Consider the following 18,327-nt stretch of genomic DNA (forward strand, 5'->3'; position numbering starts at 1 on the left):
TGCTGCGGACGGGCAGAACAAGACTGCACGCCCGCCCGGTTGCGCGAGGCAGGCGAGCTCGCCGGAACGCGGCGTGCGGCCTGGCTCAGCCTGCGCAGCGGCATGAAGGTCAGACCTCGCACTTTTCGCGAGCGAAGCGGTGCTGATCCCACGGCAGCTCGATGCGCTCGCCGGCAGGCGTCTCCACGGTGACCGGCGCTGCGCCGAGCGCGGCGACGACGTGCATCTCTTCCTCACCCGTGTTCGCGATCTGGTGCGGGACGCCCGCCGGCACGATGAGCGTCGAGCCCGGGCCGAACGTGAGGGCCACTCCATCGATCTCGCATGTCCCGGAACCGCGGAGGACGACGATCACCTCCTCACATGCGTGCCGGTGACGCGGCGTTTGCGCGCCCGGCGCAATGGTCTGCATCCACACCTCGAGCGTCCGGAGGCCGTCGCGAGGGCCGGCGAGGGTCTGGTGGGCGAGCCCGGGCAGGCTGAGCTTCTCGATCGAGGCGATGTTCAGGACAGTCATGGCTTGATCCTCCACGGCAGCATCGGGCGCGGGTCCGCCCATCGCGACAGGCCGTCGCGACAGGCCGCCCTGCTCGCTGGATACGGCAGCTCTCCGCCGCCGTTTCGCTGGTCGAGCCGAAATGTCGATGCGGCTCCGGGGGCCAGGCGCGGGCGGTGGCCGCCCCGACGTCGCCGCGCGCCGGCGTCGGCTCAGCCGGCCGCGGCCGCGACGATGTCGCGCACGAGCGCGGCCAGCTCGTCCGGCTGCGACAGGAACGGAGAGTGGCCCGCGTCGAGTCGCCGCACGTCCCTCGCGCGCCGCGACATCGCCTCCTGCGCGAACACCGGGATGGCGTTGTCGCGCTCGCAGATCACGTAGGTGGAGGGCAGCTCCTGCCAGGCCGCGGCCCCCAGCGGCTCCGTGAAGGACGCCTTGGACTGAGGCCGCAGCGCCGCTGCCGCGGCGGCTGCGACCTCGTCGCTGCAGTCGTTGTAGAAGATGTCGCGCGCGCGGTCGGGCATCATCGTCCGGCCATCCGTGGAGGTGATCCACCACGGCGGCTCCTGGCCTCCGATCGCCGAGAGCAGGGATTCCCCCGGGCCGAGCATGAACGCGCACAGGTAAACGAGGTGGGCGACGTTGCCCGCGCGGGCCGCCACCTCCGTGACCGGCAATCCCCCGTAGGAGTGCGCGACCACGACGGCCTCGCCGGGCGCCTCGGCCAGCGCCGCCCGCACCGCCTCCGCGTCCGCCGCGAGGCCGCCCGCGGCGGGCCCGGCGCTCCGCAGCTCTGGCACCCGGACGTCGAGCCCGCTGCCGAGCAGCCGACACGCGACCTGGGACCAGCAGGACGGGCTGTGCCAGGCGCCGTGGACGAGTACGACCGATGAGATCTTGCGCATGTGCTCCTCTCCTCCGCAGCTCACGGCGGGACCGAAGACGCTATCCGACCCCCTCGAGCGACACCAGCGCGCGTCGCCCGCAGCGCTGAGCCTGCTCCCCCCGCGCCTCCGCCGGCCCCCGCGCGCCGACGCCCGCCATCCCGCGGGGATCCCGCGGCGCCGCGCCCTCGACCGGGGCGCGGGATGGAGCTATACCAATAGTCGGAACGTCATTCCGAATAGTGGAACTGGCATGGAGCGATCCGGGACGGTCGACAAGGCGGTGCGCGCCCTCGAGGCGCTGGGCGAGGGCGGCGGCAGCGCTTCGCTCTCGGAGCTCGCGGAGCGGCTCCGCATGCCGAAGGCGACGCTGCACCGGCTGCTCGCGTCGCTCGCCGCGCACGCGCTGGTGGAGCAGGACGGGGAGGGGCGCTACCGGCTCGGCGTCGGCCTGATCCGGCTCGGGCTCGGGGCGCAGGGGCTCGACGCGGTCGCGCGCGTCGCGAGGCCCGAGCTGGAGCGGGCGGCGCGCGCCTTCGGCGAGACGTTCTTCCTCGTCGCCGCGCGCGCTGGCAGGCTCGTCGTGCTCGACAAGGCGGAGGGCACGGGCCTCCTGCGCGCGGCGCCCACCGTCGGGGCCGAGGTGCCGGTCGACGTCACCGCGAGCGGCCGGCTCTACCTCGCGCACGCGCCGGAGCTCGTGGGCGCCTCGGGCGCGGACCCGGCCATGCTCCGCGCCGCGCGGCGCGCCGCGAAGCGCGGCTACGACGTCAACGAGGGCGCGTGGATCGACGGGCTCACCGTCATCGCGGCCCCGGTGCTCGCGCGCGGCGGCCTGCACGGCTGCGTCGCCTGCGCCGCGGCCGCCCAGAGCCTGCGCGGCGATCGTCGTGACGCCGCGGTGAATCACACGCGCGACGCCGCCGAGCGGGTCGCGCGCGCCCTTCAGGGCGAGGGCAGGAGGTGAACGGCATGAAGACATGGATCGATGGGCGGATCGTCGACGCTGCGGGCGCGACCGTGAACGTGACCGATCACGGGTTGCTCTACGGCGACGGCGTGTTCGAGGGCATGCGCGTCGCGGCGGGGCGCGTCTTCCGGATCGAGCGCCACCTCGCGCGGCTCGAGATCGGCGCGAGGGCGCTCGGCATCGCGCTCCCGCGCTCGCTCGACGGGCTCCGCGCCATCGTCGAGGAGACGGCGCGCGCGCACGGCCAGCCCGAGGCCTACGTGCGCCTCGTGGTGACGCGCGGCGTGGGCCCGCTCGGCGTCGATCCGACGACCTGCGAGCGGCCGGGGCTGTTCTGCATCGTGGGGGCCATCCGCCTCTTCGACGACGAGCAGCGGCGGCGCGGCCTCGAGCTCATCACGTCGAGCCACAGGAGGCCCAACGCGGACGCGCTCGACATGCGGATCAAGAGCCTGAACTACCTCGGCTCCGCGCTCGCGAAGCTCGAGGCGAGGCAGCGCGGCGCCGACGACGCGCTGCTCCTGAACGCGCGGGGCCACGTGGCCGAGGCCTCCGTGGCCAACGTGTTCGCGCTCCGTGGCGACGTGCTCGCGACGCCGCCGGCCACCGACGGGTGCCTCGAGGGCATCAACCGCGCGGCCGTCATGGAGCTCGCGCGCGGCATCGGGCTCACGGTCGTGGAGCGCTCGATCGGGCGGCTCGACCTCTTCGCCGCCGACGAGGCGTTCCTGACGGGCACCGGCGCCGGCGTGATCGCCGTCCGGAGCCTCGACGGGCGCACGATCGGCCGCGGCGAGCGCGGCCCTGTCACGGCCCGCCTGACCTCGCTCCACCGGCAGCTCGCCGAGACCGAGGGCGCCCCGTTCATCGCCGCGCCCGGCGGCCCGGGTTGAACGGAAGCCCGGATTAACCGGTTCACTTTCGCGTTACTCGGCACGTCGGCTCGCCCCTGCTCCCGCGAGACCTGGCCGCCGCGGGAGAGCGCGTCAGCTGTCGCGGGCGATCTCCGCGAAGACGCCGCGCAGCCAGGTGTGCGCCGGGTCCTTCGCATGCCGCTCGTGCCACACCTGATCCACCGAGAACCCGCCGAGCTCCACGGGCGGCTTCATGACGTGCAGCTCCTCCATCTCCGCGAACACGCGCGCGATGCGCGCCGGCACGGTCAGCACGAGATCGGTCTGGGCCACGATGTGGGCCGCCACGAGAAAATGCGGGATCTGCAGCGCCACGCGGCGCGAGAGACCTCGTTCGGCGAGGACCTCGTCCACCCGGCCTCCGCCCTCGCCGCGCGGGCTGATGAGCGCGTGCGGCAAGCTCGTGTACGTCTTGAGCGTGAGCTTGCCCCGCACCGCGGGGTGGCTCCTCCGCACGACGCACATGTAGCGCTCCTCGATGAGCCTTTGCCGGTAAAATCCCGCGGGCAAGGTGGGGAGCAGGCCGATCGCGAGATCGACCTTGCCGGTCTCCATGGCGCTCCACATCTCGCTGTCGTAGGGGCGCGCGACGAGGTCGATGAAGGGCGCCTCGGCGACGAGCTTCTGCACGAGCCGCGGCAGCAGGATGAGCTCCACGTAATCGACCGTGGCGACGGTGAACGAGCGGCGCGCCGTCGCGGGCTCGAAGCGAGGGCTGCGCGCGACCGTCGCCTCGATCTTGGCGAGGGCCTCGCGGATGGGGCCGATGAGCTCCTGCGCGCGCGGCGTCGGGATCATCCCACGCGGCGTGCGCACGAGGACGGGATCGTCGATCAACACGCGGAGGCGCCCGAGGGCGTGGCTCATCGCCGACTGGCTCAGCCCGACGCGCGCCGCCGCGCGCGTGACGCTCCCCTCCGCCAGCAGGGCGTCGAGGACGACGAGCAGGTTCAGGTCGATGGAAGCAAGATGCACGGGATGCATGGGGCCCATGCTACTAATGAGTTGGAAGCGCGCCATCCGCCGACCTAAACGTTGGCCATTGAACCGGCACGGTCACTGACCTCACCGAGAGAGGTGAGGGGATGCCGCCGGTCTTCGCACCCATGTCCCGCTTCGATCTCCCGAGCACGCCCGCGGAGCCGGGCTCACGGCTCCTCCTCGCGCCCGCTTCGCCCGCCGTCATGGCGATACGCGGCGATGCCGCAGGCCGATCCGCCGGGGAATGTCGTCTCGTGATCCTGCTTGTAAAGGTTCGTTAAGAAGTCAGATTTGTGCTGCGAACGTTTGTGAACGTTGCCATGTCTGGTCCGGTCAGCTAAGTAGTCGCCGCCTGAGATCGCCTGTGGCGCGATCCCCGTAGGGGGTCGTATCGAGGCGGAGCGGCCCGAGCGCGCTTGTCGCATGGAGCGCGCGAGGCCCGGACCTCGGGCCTCCGGCGTGCCTCCAAAGCCACGCGGATGGCCTGGATCGGCCATCTCGCCCCGGCTCTCGCCCGCAGCGCCGGCGCCGCGTCGGCCGTCGGCGTAGCGCCAGGTCGGTTTCACCTGTGTTTCCCCGGCGCTGCCGCCGAACGTCGCGCCGCATCCATGAACGCCGTGTTTCGAAATCGGTGTCGAACAACTGTAACAGGAAGAGAGAGCGTCATGCCAAGTCCGAGATTGAGTTCCTTGTTCCTCGCCCCCATCGTCTCTGTTTCTCTCCTCGCCTCGTGCGCCCCCGCCGCGCCGGAGGGCGAGGGCGAGGCAGAGATCCTTGGCGCGGCGTCGAGCGCGCTCACGGCTCAGCAGCGGCTCGCGGCTTGCGACCAGGATCCTCGCGTGATCGCCGGGCTCGTCACGAGGGAGATCTGCGCGGGCGCCGACATCTTCTTTCGCGAGACCTTCGAGGGCAACGGCCGGTCTTGCGGGACGTGCCATCCTGTCGGAAACAACTTCACGATTGACATCCCCTTCATCGATGCTCTGCTCGAGGATAACCCCCTCGACCCGCTGTTCGTCTTCGAGCAGGATCCGGAGCTGACCGATCTCGAGACGCCCGAGCTGAAGACGCTCGGCCTGATCCGCGAGAACATCGATGGCTTCGACGATCTCGACAACAAGTTCTCGATGCGCGCGGTCCCCCACACGCTCTCGCTGGCGACGAGCATCACGCCGGATCCGGTGGACGGGATAGCGAGCCCGCCGGTCCATCGCACGGGCTGGTCGGGCGACGGCGCCCCGGGCACCGGCTCGCTGCGCGAGTTCCTCACCGGGGCGATCACGCAGCACTACCCGACGGATCTCGGCCGCGAGCCGGGGGTGGCCTTCCGGCTCCCGACGGAGCAGGAGCTCGATCTGACGCTCGCCTACCAGATGAGCCTTGGCCGGACGAACGAGCTCAACCTCACGCAGGTGAACCTCGCCGATGCCGAGGCGAACGAGGGGCGGCAGGCGTTCCTCGACCCGGCGCGGGGCCGCTGCAACGTGTGCCACGCGAACGCGGGCGCGAACCACCTGGACACGGGGCGCAACCGCAACCTGGACACGGGCACCCGGAAGGCCCCCGCGACCGGCACCATCGGCGCGTTCGACGGCGGCTTCGGCGGCTCCGGGCTGGCGTCGCCCAACATCGATGTCCTGGACATCGGCTTTCTCAACGGGTTCGGCGACGGCACGTTCAGCACCCCGCCCCTCATCGAGGCCGTGGACACGCCGCCGTTCTTCCACACGAACGCCTTCGGGAACCAGATCGAGGGCGCGGTGGCGTTCTATCTGTCGGACTTCTTCAAGAATTCGCCGGCCGGCCTGGAGCTCGAGGCGCGCTTCGGCAGCCCCGTCCAGTTCCCCGACTCCGACATCAACAAGATCGGCCGCTTCCTTCGTGTCCTGAACGCCGCGTTCAACGTCGACCTCGCAAAGCAGCGCCTGAACGCCGCCCAGGTGCTCGTCCAGCAGTTCCACGACACGCGGGCCGACGTCCAGCGGCGTCTGATGGAGCTGGCCGAGGCCGAGATCGACGACGCGCTGGAGGTCCTCGCCGCCGGCGGCACGCCGCTGCACCCCGTCTCCACGGATCGCCTCCAGCTGGCGAAGACCGAGATCGCGGCGGGCCTCTCGGCGACGACCTGGTCGCAGCGCCAGGGCCGGATCTCGAACGCGATCTCGCGCGTCCAGAACGCGCGCGATCAGTTCGGATCGAACATCAACTTCCAGCTCGGCAAGGGCAACCTGATGTACTAGCGGAGCGCCAGGAGCCCTGTCAGGGCGCTGGCCCAGCGGTCCAGGTGACAGGCGGGCCGCGCCCCGGGGTTCGTGTCCCCGCCGCTGGCGAACGCCGCACAAATCGGTAGCTTACGGGCCCCGGCATGGCCGGTATGCCAGGTGCCCTGCGCTGATGTTGTCCGGTTCACGTCCTGATGTCGGTTCCCTCGCTTCGTCGGAAACAGGGCGCTCCCGCGAGGGAGGCTCACTCCTGCTGCGGCTCCTCGGGCTGAGCTGGGCGTACCGGGGGCGCGTCCTCCGTGTCCTCGGCTACCAGATCGTCCTGCTCTCGCTGGGGCTCGCTGGGCTCGGCCTGACCGGGCTCGCCATCGACATCCTCCGCCATCGGCTCGATCCCTCGATCCACCTCCCCGAGCTGCCGGACGGCCTCGGCACGCTGGTAGACGCCGAGCGTGAGCCCATGCGCGCGGTCCTCTCGATCGGCGCTGCCATCCTCGCCATGGCGGCCGCGCGCGCGGTGATCAACTACGGTTATGCGCTCTCGGTGGGCTACCTCGTCCACATGGAGATCGTCCCGGATCTCCGGGCGCGGGTGTACGACAAGCTCCAGCGGCTGAGCTTCCGGTTCTTCGACGCCAACAAGAGCGGCTCGCTCATCAACCGCGTCACAGGCGACGTGCAGCTCGTGCGCTCCTTCGTGGACGGGGTGCTGCTCCCGAGCGTCATCATGGTCCTGTCGCTCGGCGTGTACGTCGCGTACATGCTCCGCGCGCACGTCCTGCTGACGCTCGCGTGCCTCGCCCCGACGCCGCTCCTCTGGATCGCGAGCACGCTCTTCGCCCGGTGGGCGCAGCCCGCCTACCTGCGCAACCGGGAGCTCGTGGACCGCATGGTCCTGAGCTTCACGGAGGGGCTGCAGGGCATCCAGGTCATCAAGGGGCTCGGGCGAGAGCGCGAGGCCCATCGCCGCTTCGACGAGCGCAGCCGCGAGGTGCGCGAGCAGCAGCAGGAGACGTTCCGGACCGTCAGCGTGCTCAGCCCGACCATCGATCTGCTCGGGCAGATCAACCTCGTGATCCTGCTCGGCATGGGCGGGCTGCTCGTCACCCGCGACCGGCTGACGCTCGGGCAGCTCGTGGTGTTCGCCGGCATCCTGCAGCAATTCTCGGGGCAGATCGCGAGCATGGCGACGATCGTCAACACCGCGCAGCAGAGCTTCATCGGGGCGAAGCGCGTCTTCGAGGTGCTCGACACCCCCGTCGAGATCACGAGCCCCGAGGCGCCGGCGCGCCCCGCGCGGGTCGAGGGGCGCCTCGTGTTCGAGCGCGTCACGTTCGGGTACGATCCCGAGAGGCCCGTCATCCACGACGTCCACCTCGACGTCGCGCCCGGGCAGTTCGTCGCCGTGATCGGCCCGACCGGCGCGGGCAAGAGCACGCTGCTCAGCCTGATCCCGCGCTTCTACGATCCGACGTCGGGGCGCGTCCTCCTCGACGGGATCGACCTCCGGCGCCACGATCTCGACCAGATCCGCCGGCGCATGGGGGTCGTCTTTCAGGACAACTTCCTCTTCAGCAACACGGTGGCGGCGAACATCGCGTTCGGCGCCCCGCACGCGACGCGCGAGCAGATCGAGCGCGCCGCGGTCATCGCCTGCGCCCACGAGTTCATCCGGGAGCTGCCCGAGGGCTATGACACCGAGCTCGGCGAGGCGGCGGTCAACCTCTCGGGCGGCCAGCGGCAGCGGCTCGCCATCGCGCGCGCGGTGCTGCTCGACCCGCCGCTGCTCCTGCTCGACGACCCGACCGCGGCGGTGGACGCGAGCACCGAGCGCGAGATCCTCGACGCGATCCTCAGCGCGACGCGGGGGCGGACGACGATCATGGCGACGCACAGGGCGCACCTGCTCCGCCGCGCGCACCAGGTGATCGTGCTCGACCGGGGCCGCGTCGCCGAGCGGGGGACCCACGAGGAGCTGCTCCGGCGGCGCGGCCACTACGCGAGCGCCCTCGCGCTGCACGACGCCCACGCCTTCGGGGCGCGGGCGGACGACACCCCCTCGCGCCGCGCCGCCGCGGGCGCGCGCCCTGCCGAGGACCCGGCGTGAGCCGCGGGGCCGACGCGCCGAGCCGCCCCGCGACGGCGTCGGGGGCGGCCCGCTCCGCGGCCGAGGCGGCGCCGATCGACGCGCGCCTCGGCCTCGCGCGCGTGGCGCTCGAGGACGAGGCGGACCAGCACCACCACCGCACGCTCGATCTCGGGCTCGCGCGGCGGGTGTTCGCCTTCACCCGCCCGTACGCGCGCAAGCGGAACGCGCTCTTCGCCCTCGTGGTGGTCAGGTCGATCCAGCTCCCGATCCTGACCTGGGCGGTCGGCGCCATCATCAGCGGCCCGGTGGCCCGGCGCGACGCGCGCGCCACGCTGCTCGCCGTCCTCGGCTTCGCGGCGCTCGTGCTCTTCACCGAGATCGTCTTCCACTACCGCGCGCGGCTCGCGCTCGAGCTCGGCGAGGCGGTGGTGTTCGACATGCGCGATCGGCTGGAGAGCCACCTCCTGCGCATGCCGATGCGCTTCTTCGTGAAGACGAAGGTGGGGCGCCTCATCGGCCGCATGACGTCCGACATCGACGCGATCCGGGTGGCGGTGCAGGACGTCGTGTTCGTGAGCACGGTGAACCTCGGCACCATGGCGGTCGCGATGGCGCTGATGGCCCACGCGCACTGGCAGCTCTTCCTCGTGGTGGTCGCGATGGTCCCCGTCTTCTGGGGGCTGATCGTCTATTTCCACAAGCGCCTCGGGGCCGCCCACCAGCGCGCGCAGGAGAGCTTCACCCGCGTGACCGCGACGCTCGCCGAGTCGGTCACGGGGGTGCGCGTGACGCAGGGCTTCGTGCGGCAGGACATCAACGGCGGGCTGTTCCGCGCGCTGATCTTCGACCACTCCCGCTACAACATGGATGCGGCGCGCCACTCGGCGACCTTCCTCCCGCTCCTCGAGTTCAACGGGCAGCTGTTCCTGGCCGTCCTCGTGGTCGTCGGCGGCTATCAGGCGCTCCACGGCGCGATCGAGCTGCGCGTGCTCGTGGAGTTCTTCTTCCTCGCGAACCTCCTGTTCAACCCGATCCCCGTGCTGGGCAACCAGTACAACCAGGCCCTCGCGGCGATGGCGGGCGCCGAACGGCTCTTCCGCGTGCTCGACACGGCGCCCGACTGGCCCGACGAGCGCGGCCTCCCGGCGCTGCCGCCCGCGCGCGGCCGGGTCGTGTTCGAGCGGGTCCACTTCGCCTACGATCCGGGCAAGCCGGTGCTCCACGGCGTCGATCTCGTCGCCGAGCCGGGGCAGATGATCGCGCTGGTCGGGCACACGGGCAGCGGCAAGTCGTCGATCCTGAACCTGCTCGCGAAGCTCTACCTGCCGACGGCGGGGTCGATCACCGTCGACGGGCACGATCTCGCGGCGACCTCGTCCGCCTCGCTGCGCGCGCAGCTCGGGCTGGTGCTGCAGAGCAACTTCCTCTTCAGCGGGACGGTGCTCGACAACGTGCGCTTGGGCAACCCCGCCGCGACCGACGCAGAGATCCGCGACGCGGCGCGGGGCCTCGACGTGCTCGACATGCTCGACGCGCTGCCGGACGGCCTCGCCACCGAGGTCGGCGAGCGCGGGACGGCGCTGTCGCTCGGGCAGCGGCAGATCGTGTGCTTCCTGCGCGCCATGGTCGCCGATCCGCGCATCGTGCTGCTCGACGAGGCGACGAGCGCCGTGGACGCGCTCACCGAGGCCCGGCTGCAGGCGGCGCTCGGGAGGCTCTTGCGAGGGCGGACGAGCTTCGTTGTGGCCCACCGGCTGAGCACGATCCGGCACGCCGATCGCGTCGTCGTGCTCGACCGCGGGCGGGTCGTCGAGCAGGGGACGCACGCGGAGCTGCTCGCGCGGGGGGGAGCGTTCGCGGCGCTCCACCGGGAGCTCATGAATGATGCGCCGGCCCCCGTGGAGGGAGCGCGCGGCGTCAGAAGGTCAGGCGACCTCTAGGCGGACGGGGACGTTGTTGCGGGTGGCGTTCGAGTAGGGGCAAACCTGGTGCGCCTTCTCGACCAGCTGCTCGGCTTGCGACCGCTCCAGGCCCGGCAGCGCGATCCGCAGGCCGATGTCGAGGCCAAACCCGCCCTCGGAGCGCGGGCCGATGCCGACGGTCGCCGTCACGGTGGCCTCGGCCGGGATGCGGGCCTTCTCCTGCGCGGCCACGAACTTGAGGGCGCCCAGGAAGCAGGCCGCGTAACCCGCCGCGAACAGCTGCTCCGGGTTGTTCCCCTCGCCGCCAGCGCCGCCGAGCTCCTTCGGTGTCGAGAGCTTGACCTTGAGAGCACCGTCGGCAGTGGCAGCGTGGCCATCGCGGCCGCCATTGGCCGTGGCTTGCGTCGTGTACTTCACGTCAACAGGCATTGGAGCGTTCCTTTCGTGGCGATGAGCCCGGTCACGGGCAGCTCGTCCCCGCCGGGCACGGCCCGACCGGGCAGCGCCGTTCGGGGATGCTCCCATAGTGCCCGCGCTGCTCCCGGGCAACCGCGGGAGGAGACGCCACCCGGAAATCACGCCCGGCATCGACCGCGCGGCGTCATCAGCCTGTCATCAGCTTGCAGTCAGCTTGCAGTCAGCTTGCAGTCAGCTGGCAGCTCACGGGCCAGCCCAGGTGTAGCTCAGCGCGGAGACGTCGGGCGCCCCGACCGGTATCTCCCCGGTGAAGCCGAGCGTGACGAGCTCGAGGCGGTTGCCGAATGGATCGTTGAAATAGAGCGACGCCTGGCCCGGTGGACCGAGCCGCGTCGGGCCGTACGTCGGCACCGAAGCGGCATTCAAGCGCTCCTTCCACGCGAGCAGCTTCCCAGGCGCGACCCAGAGCGCGCAGTGCGGATGATCCGCCTCGCGGGGCGGCTGCCCGATCGGCGACTCGAAGAGGTCGAACCGCGGGCCCCCGGCGAACACGACCGAGAGGTGGACCCCTCGCGCGATCTCGTCCGCAGGACGCCCCATCCGCTCGAGGAACGGGATGTCGACGCGCATCACCACGCGCGCGCCGAGCAGTCCGACATAGAACCGCTCCGCCACCCGGAGATCCGAGCACGGCACGGTGAGGTGATCGACAGCGCGCAGCTTGCCGCCCCACGGCGGAAGCAGGCGATACGCAAGGTGCGACCAGGCGAAGAATAGACGCATCCCCACGCCGATCGCCTTTCGCTGGACCCGGGCGGCGAGCGGCGCGGTGGCGAGCTCCAAGGACATCATGCATTTCCTCCATGCGATGGGAGTCAATCAATCAGTTGATTGACAATACGCGACGGCGGCCGGACGGTCAAGGCGCGCGCCGCGGGCGCTTGCTGGGACCGGAGAAAACCTGTAGCTTTGCGTGGGCTTGGCGAAGATGAGAAGCGCCGTCGCGGGCGGCAAGACCTCGTCCACGGAGCTCGGTGCAGCGCGGCGGCGCGACCTGCTCGAGGCGGCGTATACGCTCATCGCCGAGAAGGGCCTCGAGGGGCTGCGGACGCGCGACATCGCGGCGCGCGCAGGGGTCAATATCTCGACGCTTCACTACTATTTCGGGACGAAGGACGAGCTCCTCGCGGCCATCGTCACGCATGTGACGGACAAATTCGTGGAGGCGCAGCGCCGCCCGGCAGGCCAGGGCGCCGCAGGCCCGGCTCACGCGCGCGCGATCCTGAGAGCGCACCTCGAGAGCGCATGGCGCACCTTCCAGGACAATCCGCACCTCGCGGCCGTGCTGCAAGAGCTCTCCGTGCGCGCGCAGCGCGACCCGGCGGCGCGGACCGCGCTCTGCGCCGTCCACAAGGAGTGGAACCTCGCTGTCGAGCACCTCGTGCGGCTAGGCGTGCGCGGCGGACAGCTGCGCTCCGATCTGGATCCTCGCGCCGCGGCCCGCGTGGTCACGTCCTTCATCATCGGCGCCATGACCCAGCTCGGGATCAACGCCGAAGCGTTCGACTTTCACCTCGTCTCGGGCGAGCTCGATCGATGGCTCGCCCCCGCGGAGGGCAAGCGGGCGCGCAGCCGCGGGTGAGCGGCCCGACAGCCGTCGAGCGACGCAGAGGCGCTCCCCGCCACCTCACGTCAGCTGAAGCGCGCGTCGATGCGCGCGCCCGGGCGGCTCACCGCGGGCTTTCGGCGCTGCAGCGGGAGAGCGCGTAACGCAAGGCGCTCTGGAGCACGCCGAAGGTCTTGAACCCGCCATCCGCCGCGCCGAGCTCCGTCATCGTCCGCGCGATCTCGGGCGAGATCCCGGAGACGAGGCAGCTGCTGCCGAGGAGGTTCGCCGCGCGCACCACGGCGAGGAGGTGCGCCACGGTCGCGGCGTCCACCGCGTTCACGCCGGTCAGGTCGAGGACGGCGAAGCGCGCGCTCGTCCGCACGATCTCGGTGAGCAGCCGCTCCATGATGTGATTCGCCCGCCCGGTCTCCACGGTCCCGATGATCGGCAGCACGAGGACCCCCTCCCACGCCTGGATGATGGGCGTGGACATGGCGCGCATCGTCTCCTGCTGCTGCCGCATCAGCGCCTCGGCGCGCTCGCGCTCGGCGTTCTCCGCCGCGAGCAGGCGGTTCTTCTCCTCGAGCTCCTCCGCGTGGATCGCCCGGCGCTGGAGCGTCTCCCTGAGCTCGGCCTCCAGCCGCTTGAAGGGCGTGATGTCCCTGATCGCGATCGCGACACCGTCGCTCAGCGGGATGACCTGATGCTGGAGCCACCGGTCCTCGTGCCCTGGACTCTCGATCTGCTGCTCCTCGAGGAGCCTTTCGCCGGTCCGAAAGACGCGCGCGTACTTGTCCAGCTGGCCGAGGTGGCGCGCGGCGGGCGAGAGCTCGCTGAGCCGCTTGCCGACGATCTCCTCGCGGGGCATCGACATCCCCTCGACGGCCCTCTGGTTGGCGTCGGTGACCACGAAATCCACGAGCGTCCCGGCCTCGTCGAGCGCGCTCCGGAGCACGAAGAAGGCGTCCAGGCTCCCCTCGACCGCCGCCCGGAACCGGGACTCGGCCGCGAGCAGCGACTCCTCCGCGCGCTTGCGATCCGTGACGTCGCGAGCGACGAAATAGACGAGCTCCTCCTCCGGGTGAACCGACGAGTTCCACTCGATCCACCGGTAAGAGCCGTCGCGACACCGGTAGCGGTTCGTGAACGTCACGCTGCCGCTGCCGCCGAACACCTGCGCCGACTCGGCCAGCGTGCGCTCTCGATCGTCGGGGTGCACGAAGTCGATGAACGGCGTCGACAAGAGCTCTTCGCGCGAGAACCCGAGCGTGCGCTCCCACGCCTGGCCAATCCGCCTGAAGCGCCCGTCAAAACCGGCGGTGCCGATCAGATCCACGGACATCTCGAAGAAGCGGCCCACCTCGTCCGTTTGCCACGCTTGTTTCATGGTAAATTCCACCGCTACCAGATCCGGCGTCCATGATCGAGGCTTTGGCGCCACGCGAGGCCTGGCGCTGCGGACGCGCCTGCCAACGGTCGGGGGGGGCGCGCTGGACGACCGCGCTCCTGGTCAGTCGCCCTCAACGCCTGAAGGAGAGAGCTCCCCGATGGAGCGCATTGCCATGCTGGTTTCCCCGGGCTTCACCGCGCTCGAGATGCCGCGCTCGCCCGACCGGGCAGGTCAGCTCGTCCGGAAGGCGCGGTAGAGCTCGTCGCGCCACGCGACAAGGTCGTCGTAGCGATCGCGCAGGTCGGGGTCGGAGAAGCACCGGCGGCTGGCGGCGCCGAGCTTCAGCTGGGCGGGCGGCGCGACGTTCACGAGGACCTGGCTCATCGCGATATCCGCGAACGTGAAGCGGCCGAGGAGCGTCCGCGGCGCGTCTCCGGACGGCGCCGCCCGCGCGAGCGTCTCGCGGATCTCCTCCAGCACGGCGACCTGCGTTTGCCGGTGCGCCTCGCCGTCGGTCTTGTCGCCGTCGTACTTGCGGAGGGTGCGGGCGACCCCCAGCGCTCCCAGCCGCGAGGCGAGGGGGCCGAGCGCGCGGCGGATCGGCCTCGGCGCCATCTCGGCGAGCGCCTCGTCGTCGGCCAGCATGCGCGTCAGCGCGCGGGCGCGCCCGGCGGCGAGGCCGCGCTCCGAAAGATCGATGAGCCGCGCGATATCGGCCTCGTGCTCGACAGGGAACAGGGTCGGTCCCGCGCCGCGCCCGTCTGCCCAGCGTGCGATGTCGGCCGAGTCCCCGAGCACGCGCCCGTCGTCGGTGGTGAGCGCCGGCACCGAGACACGGCCCGTGAGCCGGCGGAGCTTCACCCGGAGCGCCGGCTCACCGACGAGCGGCTGGTAGTGCCGGAAGGTGTAGGGGACGCGCCGGACGTCGAGCGCCCAGCGAGCCTTCTCCGTCCACGGCGAGAAAACGAGGCCAAGTAGCTCGGTCATGGCGCCGGCAGGCTACCACACACCGCCGCGCGCCTCCGGCCGATCGCTCGCGGGCCGAGGGCGCGGCCCGTCGGTGGGCCCTCGGGCTCACCGCGAGCGATCTCACGGGCAGGCGTCGTTCTCGTCGTTCTCGTCGTTCTCGTCGATCTCCACCCAGATCGACTCGGGATCGTCGAACCCCTTGAGCCGGAACGCGCCCGCTCGGCGGAAGTCCGCGCGCGACGGGTCGGGGAGCGCGGCGGCCGCGGAGCGCGAGAGCGTCACGCGGCCGGGGCGCGGCAGGCCGATCCCGGAGCTCGGCTCGTCCGCGCGATCCTCCTCGGTGACCGCCTCGATGCGGAAGAGCCGGTGGACCTCCGTGCCGATGACGTCGTGATCGCTCATGCGCACCCAGCCCCAGTGGACGACGAGGCGCAGCTGGGCGGGGTCGTCGACGGTGCGGCGGAGCACGCGGGCCGCGTCGACGGCGCGGGCCACCGTGGGATAGACCGCGAGGTACCCATCGCCGGTCCCCTTCAGCAGGCGCGGGTTCGTCGCCCCTCGGAGGGAGCCGCGGAGCCGGTGAAGGTGGTCGACGAAGCCGGTGTCGCCGATGCTGCGGATCATGTGGGTCGACCGGACGATGTCGATGAGCAGCATCGCCACCTCCACCCGGTCGGTCGGCTCCGTTTCCTCTCGCCGCTCGTCGGGGAAGAGCTCGAGGAGCGTGAGGTGGAGATCGTCCCAGTGGATTCGCTCGAGGTGCGCGCTGAGGCGGGCGAAGGTGGGGGAGGCGGCGATCGCCCGACGCGCGGCGTCGGGGCCCTCGCCGTCGGCGATCTCTGTCGCGAGGCGGTCGAGGAGGGAGAACACCGCCCCGCCGATCTCCTCGTCGGCGTCCGGGCGCCGGAAGAGCTCGCGCTGGACGTCGACCACGAGGTCCCAGTGGCGGGGCCAGGGCTCCCCGTGGCCGATGATCACGTGGCGGATCGCGTGGAACCGGCCGCCGCCGGGGAGCGGCTCGATCAACGCGCGGAGGGAAGGGTGGAGCAGGTAATACCGCGAGCGCGGCAGCTCGTGGCGCGAGCCGACGACGGCGTCGTGCGGCTGGCGAAAGCGCTGGACCTGGCGCTCGGCCCCCGGATCGGCGCCGAGCACCCCGAGGAGGCCGCACTCGAAGAGCTCGCGGAAAGGGTGGTAGACGTCGTCGGCCTCCCTGCCGTGGGCGTCGTAGAACGCGCGATCGACCTCATGAAACCTGCACCAGACCTCGATCACCTCGTCGTGGGTGAGGACGTCGCAGGGGAGGAGGCCGAGGAAGCGAGCCCGCTTGTCGCGGTGACAGAGCACCTCGAGGAAGACCCGCATCTCGTCGAAGATGTTGGCCACGAGGAGGCCGGCGCTGGTGCGCTGCACGATCTGCGTGAAGGTCCGCTCGTCGAGCGCCTTTCGGTTGCGCGAGATCTCCGAGGCGAGGATCACGAGGTCGCGCGGCCGTCCGAGGGTGTGGCGGTGGAGGAAGTCGAAGGTCGACTCGCCGCGGGCCGAGCGCCCCGCGCTCACCACGTCGAGGTGGATGAACTCGCGGAGCGGCAGCCGCTCGTAATAATACGTGAGCTTCTCGAGCAGCTCGAAGAGCTCGTGCTTGGCGTAGCGGAGCGTCGACGTCGCGCCGTAGAGGTTGGTCTTGATGTCGGACTCGTAGGCGGAGAACGCCTCTTCGCGGATGGTGGCGAAGATCTTGACGTGCCGGTTGGCGTTCATGAGATCCCACGCGGCCTCGATCATCCCCGCTTGCATGTGGATCCACGCGGCCCGCGGGAGCCGCCGGAGCGCCTGATCGAGCTTGTCGATGAAGATGAAGACGCCGCTGTGGAGCGAGCGGAGCCGCCGCTCGAGCGGGCGCTCCATCGCGTCGACGACCTGGTTGATCTGGCGGACGGTCAGCGAGAGCAGCTCCTTCAGCACCATCGTCGGCTCGACCGGCCGGCCCTCCAGGAGCCCGCGCAGGCTCCGGGGGAGCGGCGCCAGATCCGCGGGATCGCCGGCGCCGGCGGCGGCGGACTGGTAGGAGACGATCGACATGCGGAAGCTGAAGCTCCAGAGCCGCTTGCACTCGTGGAGGCCCGACATGAGGTCGCTGCGGGTCTGATCGACGCTGGGCAGATCGCCCATCAGATCGAGGTACGGCCGCCCCTCCGGGATGAACTGCACGGCGGCGTGGCGGCGCTCGCGGCCGGTCGCCGCCAGGTAGATCTCGCTGAGGACCGAGCGCTTGTACGTGAGGAGGAGGGTCTTGCCGAGCCCCTTGCTCCCCGAGACAAAGTGCTTGTTGGCGCTGTCGAGGAACTCGCGGACCACGGCGTTCTTGAAGGTCAGGTCCTTGAGGGCGCCGATATCGATCTGGTTGGCGTCCGAGGCCCAGCTCTGGTTCGTGGGGAGCTCGGGCGGCGAGGGCCGGGGCAGGGGCAGGGGCGGCTCCGGCGGGCGCCCAGCGAGCGCCCGGAGCGCCTCGATGAGCTCGCGGGCGGAGGTGAACCGGCGGTCGAGGTCGCGGTGGGTCGCCCGGGCGAACCAGGCGTCAAAGCCGCTCGGGACGTCTGCCAGGCGCGACGGCGGGGCCGGGACATCGAAGCAGATCTTGTGGACGAGCTCGAAGAGCGACTCGCCGCGGAAGGGCCGTTGCCCGGTCATGCACTCGTAGGCGATCACGCCGATCGACCAGAGGTCCGCGCGGAGGTCGACCCCACGGGCGTCGGCGATCTGCTCCGGGCTCATGTAGCTCACCGTGCCCAGGGTGGCGCCGGCGTCCGTCTGCGGGGATCCATGGGGGTCGAGCCCGAGGTCACCGAGCTTGACGATCCCGAAGTCGAGGACCTTGCAGAGCGGGCCATCGTCGTCCTCGACGAGGAAGACGTTGGCCGGCTTGATGTCGCGATGGATGATCTCCATGCGGTGGGCCTTGGCGATCGCGCTGCAGACATCGCCGAGGATCGCCTTCGTCTGTTCATAGGAGAGCGGCCCGCGGGCGATCCGCTGGGCCAGGTCCTCGCCGCGAAGGAGCTCCATGGCGATGTAGGGCACCTGCGTGGCTGCATCGACGTTGAACTCGAGGAGCTGCACGACGTTCTTGCTCCGCAGCCTCGCCGCTGTCTGCGCCTCGCGGAAGAAGCGGGCGCGCGCCCTCTCCGTGCCGACGATCGCCGGATCCATCAGCTTGAGCGCGACCGGCTCGCCGAGGCGAAGATCGGTTGCCCGGTAGACCCGGCCCATGCCTCCCTTCTTCAGGAGCTCGTCGATCCGAAAGTGCTGGCCGACGACATCCCCCGGGCCAACGCTCCTGGCCCCGGTCGAGTCGCTCCCGCGAGCGGATGGCTTGGTGGCCTGGTACGGACGGCGGGCACTCTCATCCGACATATCGCCCAGCGTACCAGCCTTGGCGCCTCAGGAAAACCTGCGCGCCCGCG

Annotated in this window: 14 protein-coding genes; 6 read left to right on the forward strand and 8 right to left on the reverse strand. The window is 71.1% G+C overall.

Translation table 11 applies throughout. The annotated features are described in order from the left end of the window. Window positions 1-109: 109 nt before the first annotated feature. Window positions 110-517, reverse strand: coding sequence for a cupin domain-containing protein (locus tag WMF12_RS00895; protein ID WP_437743672.1), 408 nt, complete (start codon window positions 515-517; stop codon window positions 110-112). Window positions 518-708: 191 nt separating this feature from the next. Then, window positions 709-1,401 carry an alpha/beta hydrolase gene (locus WMF12_RS00900; protein WP_437859773.1) on the reverse strand — a complete coding sequence of 231 codons (693 nt, stop codon included), beginning with the start codon at window positions 1,399-1,401 and terminating at the stop codon, window positions 709-711. Window positions 1,402-1,633: 232 nt separating this feature from the next. Here WMF12_RS00900 and WMF12_RS00905 point away from each other — a divergent pair, with 232 nt between their 5' ends. After that, window positions 1,634-2,347, forward strand: a complete 714-nt coding sequence (locus WMF12_RS00905) for an IclR family transcriptional regulator (protein WP_012232810.1) — start codon at window positions 1,634-1,636, stop codon at window positions 2,345-2,347. Between the two features lie 5 nt (window positions 2,348-2,352). After that, window positions 2,353-3,243 (forward strand): branched-chain-amino-acid transaminase, encoded by an 891-nt coding sequence (ilvE, locus tag WMF12_RS00910; RefSeq protein WP_437859789.1) that lies wholly within the window; start codon window positions 2,353-2,355, stop codon window positions 3,241-3,243. Window positions 3,244-3,336: 93 nt separating this feature from the next. Here ilvE and WMF12_RS00915 read toward each other — a convergent pair whose 3' ends face one another. Then, window positions 3,337-4,248 (reverse strand): LysR family transcriptional regulator, encoded by a 912-nt coding sequence (locus WMF12_RS00915; RefSeq protein ID WP_437859795.1) that lies wholly within the window; start codon window positions 4,246-4,248, stop codon window positions 3,337-3,339. Between the two features lie 662 nt (window positions 4,249-4,910). Here WMF12_RS00915 and WMF12_RS00920 point away from each other — a divergent pair. The 3 genes from WMF12_RS00920 (at window position 4,911) to WMF12_RS00930 (ending at window position 10,496) form a co-directional block, all read left to right on the forward strand. After that, on the forward strand, window positions 4,911-6,485 hold the full coding sequence (locus tag WMF12_RS00920) for a hypothetical protein (protein WP_437859799.1): 1,575 nt from the start codon (window positions 4,911-4,913) through the stop codon (window positions 6,483-6,485). Window positions 6,486-6,639: 154 nt separating this feature from the next. After that, window positions 6,640-8,574, forward strand: a complete 1,935-nt coding sequence (locus tag WMF12_RS00925) for an ABC transporter ATP-binding protein (protein WP_437859825.1) — start codon at window positions 6,640-6,642, stop codon at window positions 8,572-8,574. Beyond that, a complete protein-coding gene (locus tag WMF12_RS00930) occupies window positions 8,571-10,496 on the forward strand; it encodes an ABC transporter ATP-binding protein (protein ID WP_437859841.1) in 1,926 nt (641 codons plus the stop codon). The genes WMF12_RS00925 and WMF12_RS00930 overlap by 4 nt, the downstream gene beginning before the upstream one ends. Here the strand turns inward: WMF12_RS00930 and WMF12_RS00935 are convergent. After that, a complete protein-coding gene (locus WMF12_RS00935; RefSeq protein ID WP_437548723.1) occupies window positions 10,482-10,907 on the reverse strand; it encodes an organic hydroperoxide resistance protein in 426 nt (141 codons plus the stop codon). The genes WMF12_RS00930 and WMF12_RS00935 overlap by 15 nt on opposite strands. Window positions 10,908-11,138: 231 nt before the next feature. Then, window positions 11,139-11,747, reverse strand: a complete 609-nt coding sequence (locus tag WMF12_RS00940; protein ID WP_437859856.1) for a VOC family protein — start codon at window positions 11,745-11,747, stop codon at window positions 11,139-11,141. A 136-nt stretch (window positions 11,748-11,883) separates the two neighbouring features. Here WMF12_RS00940 and WMF12_RS00945 point away from each other — a divergent pair, with 136 nt between their 5' ends. Continuing rightward, window positions 11,884-12,537: a TetR/AcrR family transcriptional regulator gene (locus tag WMF12_RS00945; RefSeq protein ID WP_437859868.1), complete on the forward strand. Its 654-nt coding sequence runs from the start codon at window positions 11,884-11,886 to the stop codon at window positions 12,535-12,537. A gap of 88 nt (window positions 12,538-12,625) precedes the next feature. Here WMF12_RS00945 and WMF12_RS00950 read toward each other — a convergent pair whose 3' ends face one another. The 3 genes from WMF12_RS00950 to WMF12_RS00960 form a co-directional block, all read right to left on the reverse strand. Continuing rightward, on the reverse strand, window positions 12,626-13,891 hold the full coding sequence (locus tag WMF12_RS00950) for a PAS domain S-box protein (protein WP_437859876.1): 1,266 nt from the start codon (window positions 13,889-13,891) through the stop codon (window positions 12,626-12,628). A 234-nt stretch (window positions 13,892-14,125) separates the two neighbouring features. After that, on the reverse strand, window positions 14,126-14,881 hold the full coding sequence (locus WMF12_RS00955; RefSeq protein ID WP_437743680.1) for a glutathione S-transferase: 756 nt from the start codon (window positions 14,879-14,881) through the stop codon (window positions 14,126-14,128). A 102-nt stretch (window positions 14,882-14,983) separates the two neighbouring features. Next, a complete protein-coding gene (locus WMF12_RS00960) occupies window positions 14,984-18,277 on the reverse strand; it encodes a P-loop ATPase, Sll1717 family (RefSeq protein ID WP_437859886.1) in 3,294 nt (1,097 codons plus the stop codon). Window positions 18,278-18,327: the final 50 nt, after the last annotated feature.

Source organism: Sorangium sp. So ce363 (assembly GCF_051520435.1).
GTDB classification, from domain to species: Bacteria; Myxococcota_A; Polyangia; order Polyangiales; family Polyangiaceae; genus Sorangium; species Sorangium cellulosum_B.

What these genes read in the sequence shown, in the direction of transcription:
- WMF12_RS00895 (WP_437743672.1), bottom strand. Translation starts at nt 517, where the DNA reads ATGACTGTCCTGAACATCGCCTCGATCGAGAAGCTCAGCCTGCCCGGG.
- WMF12_RS00900 (WP_437859773.1), bottom strand. Translation starts at nt 1,401, where the DNA reads ATGCGCAAGATCTCATCGGTCGTACTCGTCCACGGCGCCTGGCACAGC.
- WMF12_RS00905 (WP_012232810.1), top strand. Translation starts at nt 1,634, where the DNA reads ATGGAGCGATCCGGGACGGTCGACAAGGCGGTGCGCGCCCTCGAGGCG.
- ilvE (WP_437859789.1), top strand. Translation starts at nt 2,353, where the DNA reads ATGAAGACATGGATCGATGGGCGGATCGTCGACGCTGCGGGCGCGACC.
- WMF12_RS00915 (WP_437859795.1), bottom strand. Translation starts at nt 4,248, where the DNA reads ATGCATCCCGTGCATCTTGCTTCCATCGACCTGAACCTGCTCGTCGTC.
- WMF12_RS00920 (WP_437859799.1), top strand. Translation starts at nt 4,911, where the DNA reads ATGCCAAGTCCGAGATTGAGTTCCTTGTTCCTCGCCCCCATCGTCTCT.
- WMF12_RS00925 (WP_437859825.1), top strand. Translation starts at nt 6,640, where the DNA reads ATGTTGTCCGGTTCACGTCCTGATGTCGGTTCCCTCGCTTCGTCGGAA.
- WMF12_RS00935 (WP_437548723.1), bottom strand. Translation starts at nt 10,907, where the DNA reads ATGCCTGTTGACGTGAAGTACACGACGCAAGCCACGGCCAATGGCGGC.
- WMF12_RS00940 (WP_437859856.1), bottom strand. Translation starts at nt 11,747, where the DNA reads ATGATGTCCTTGGAGCTCGCCACCGCGCCGCTCGCCGCCCGGGTCCAG.
- WMF12_RS00945 (WP_437859868.1), top strand. Translation starts at nt 11,884, where the DNA reads ATGAGAAGCGCCGTCGCGGGCGGCAAGACCTCGTCCACGGAGCTCGGT.
- WMF12_RS00950 (WP_437859876.1), bottom strand. Translation starts at nt 13,891, where the DNA reads ATGAAACAAGCGTGGCAAACGGACGAGGTGGGCCGCTTCTTCGAGATG.
- WMF12_RS00955 (WP_437743680.1), bottom strand. Translation starts at nt 14,881, where the DNA reads ATGACCGAGCTACTTGGCCTCGTTTTCTCGCCGTGGACGGAGAAGGCT.
- WMF12_RS00960 (WP_437859886.1), bottom strand. Translation starts at nt 18,277, where the DNA reads ATGTCGGATGAGAGTGCCCGCCGTCCGTACCAGGCCACCAAGCCATCC.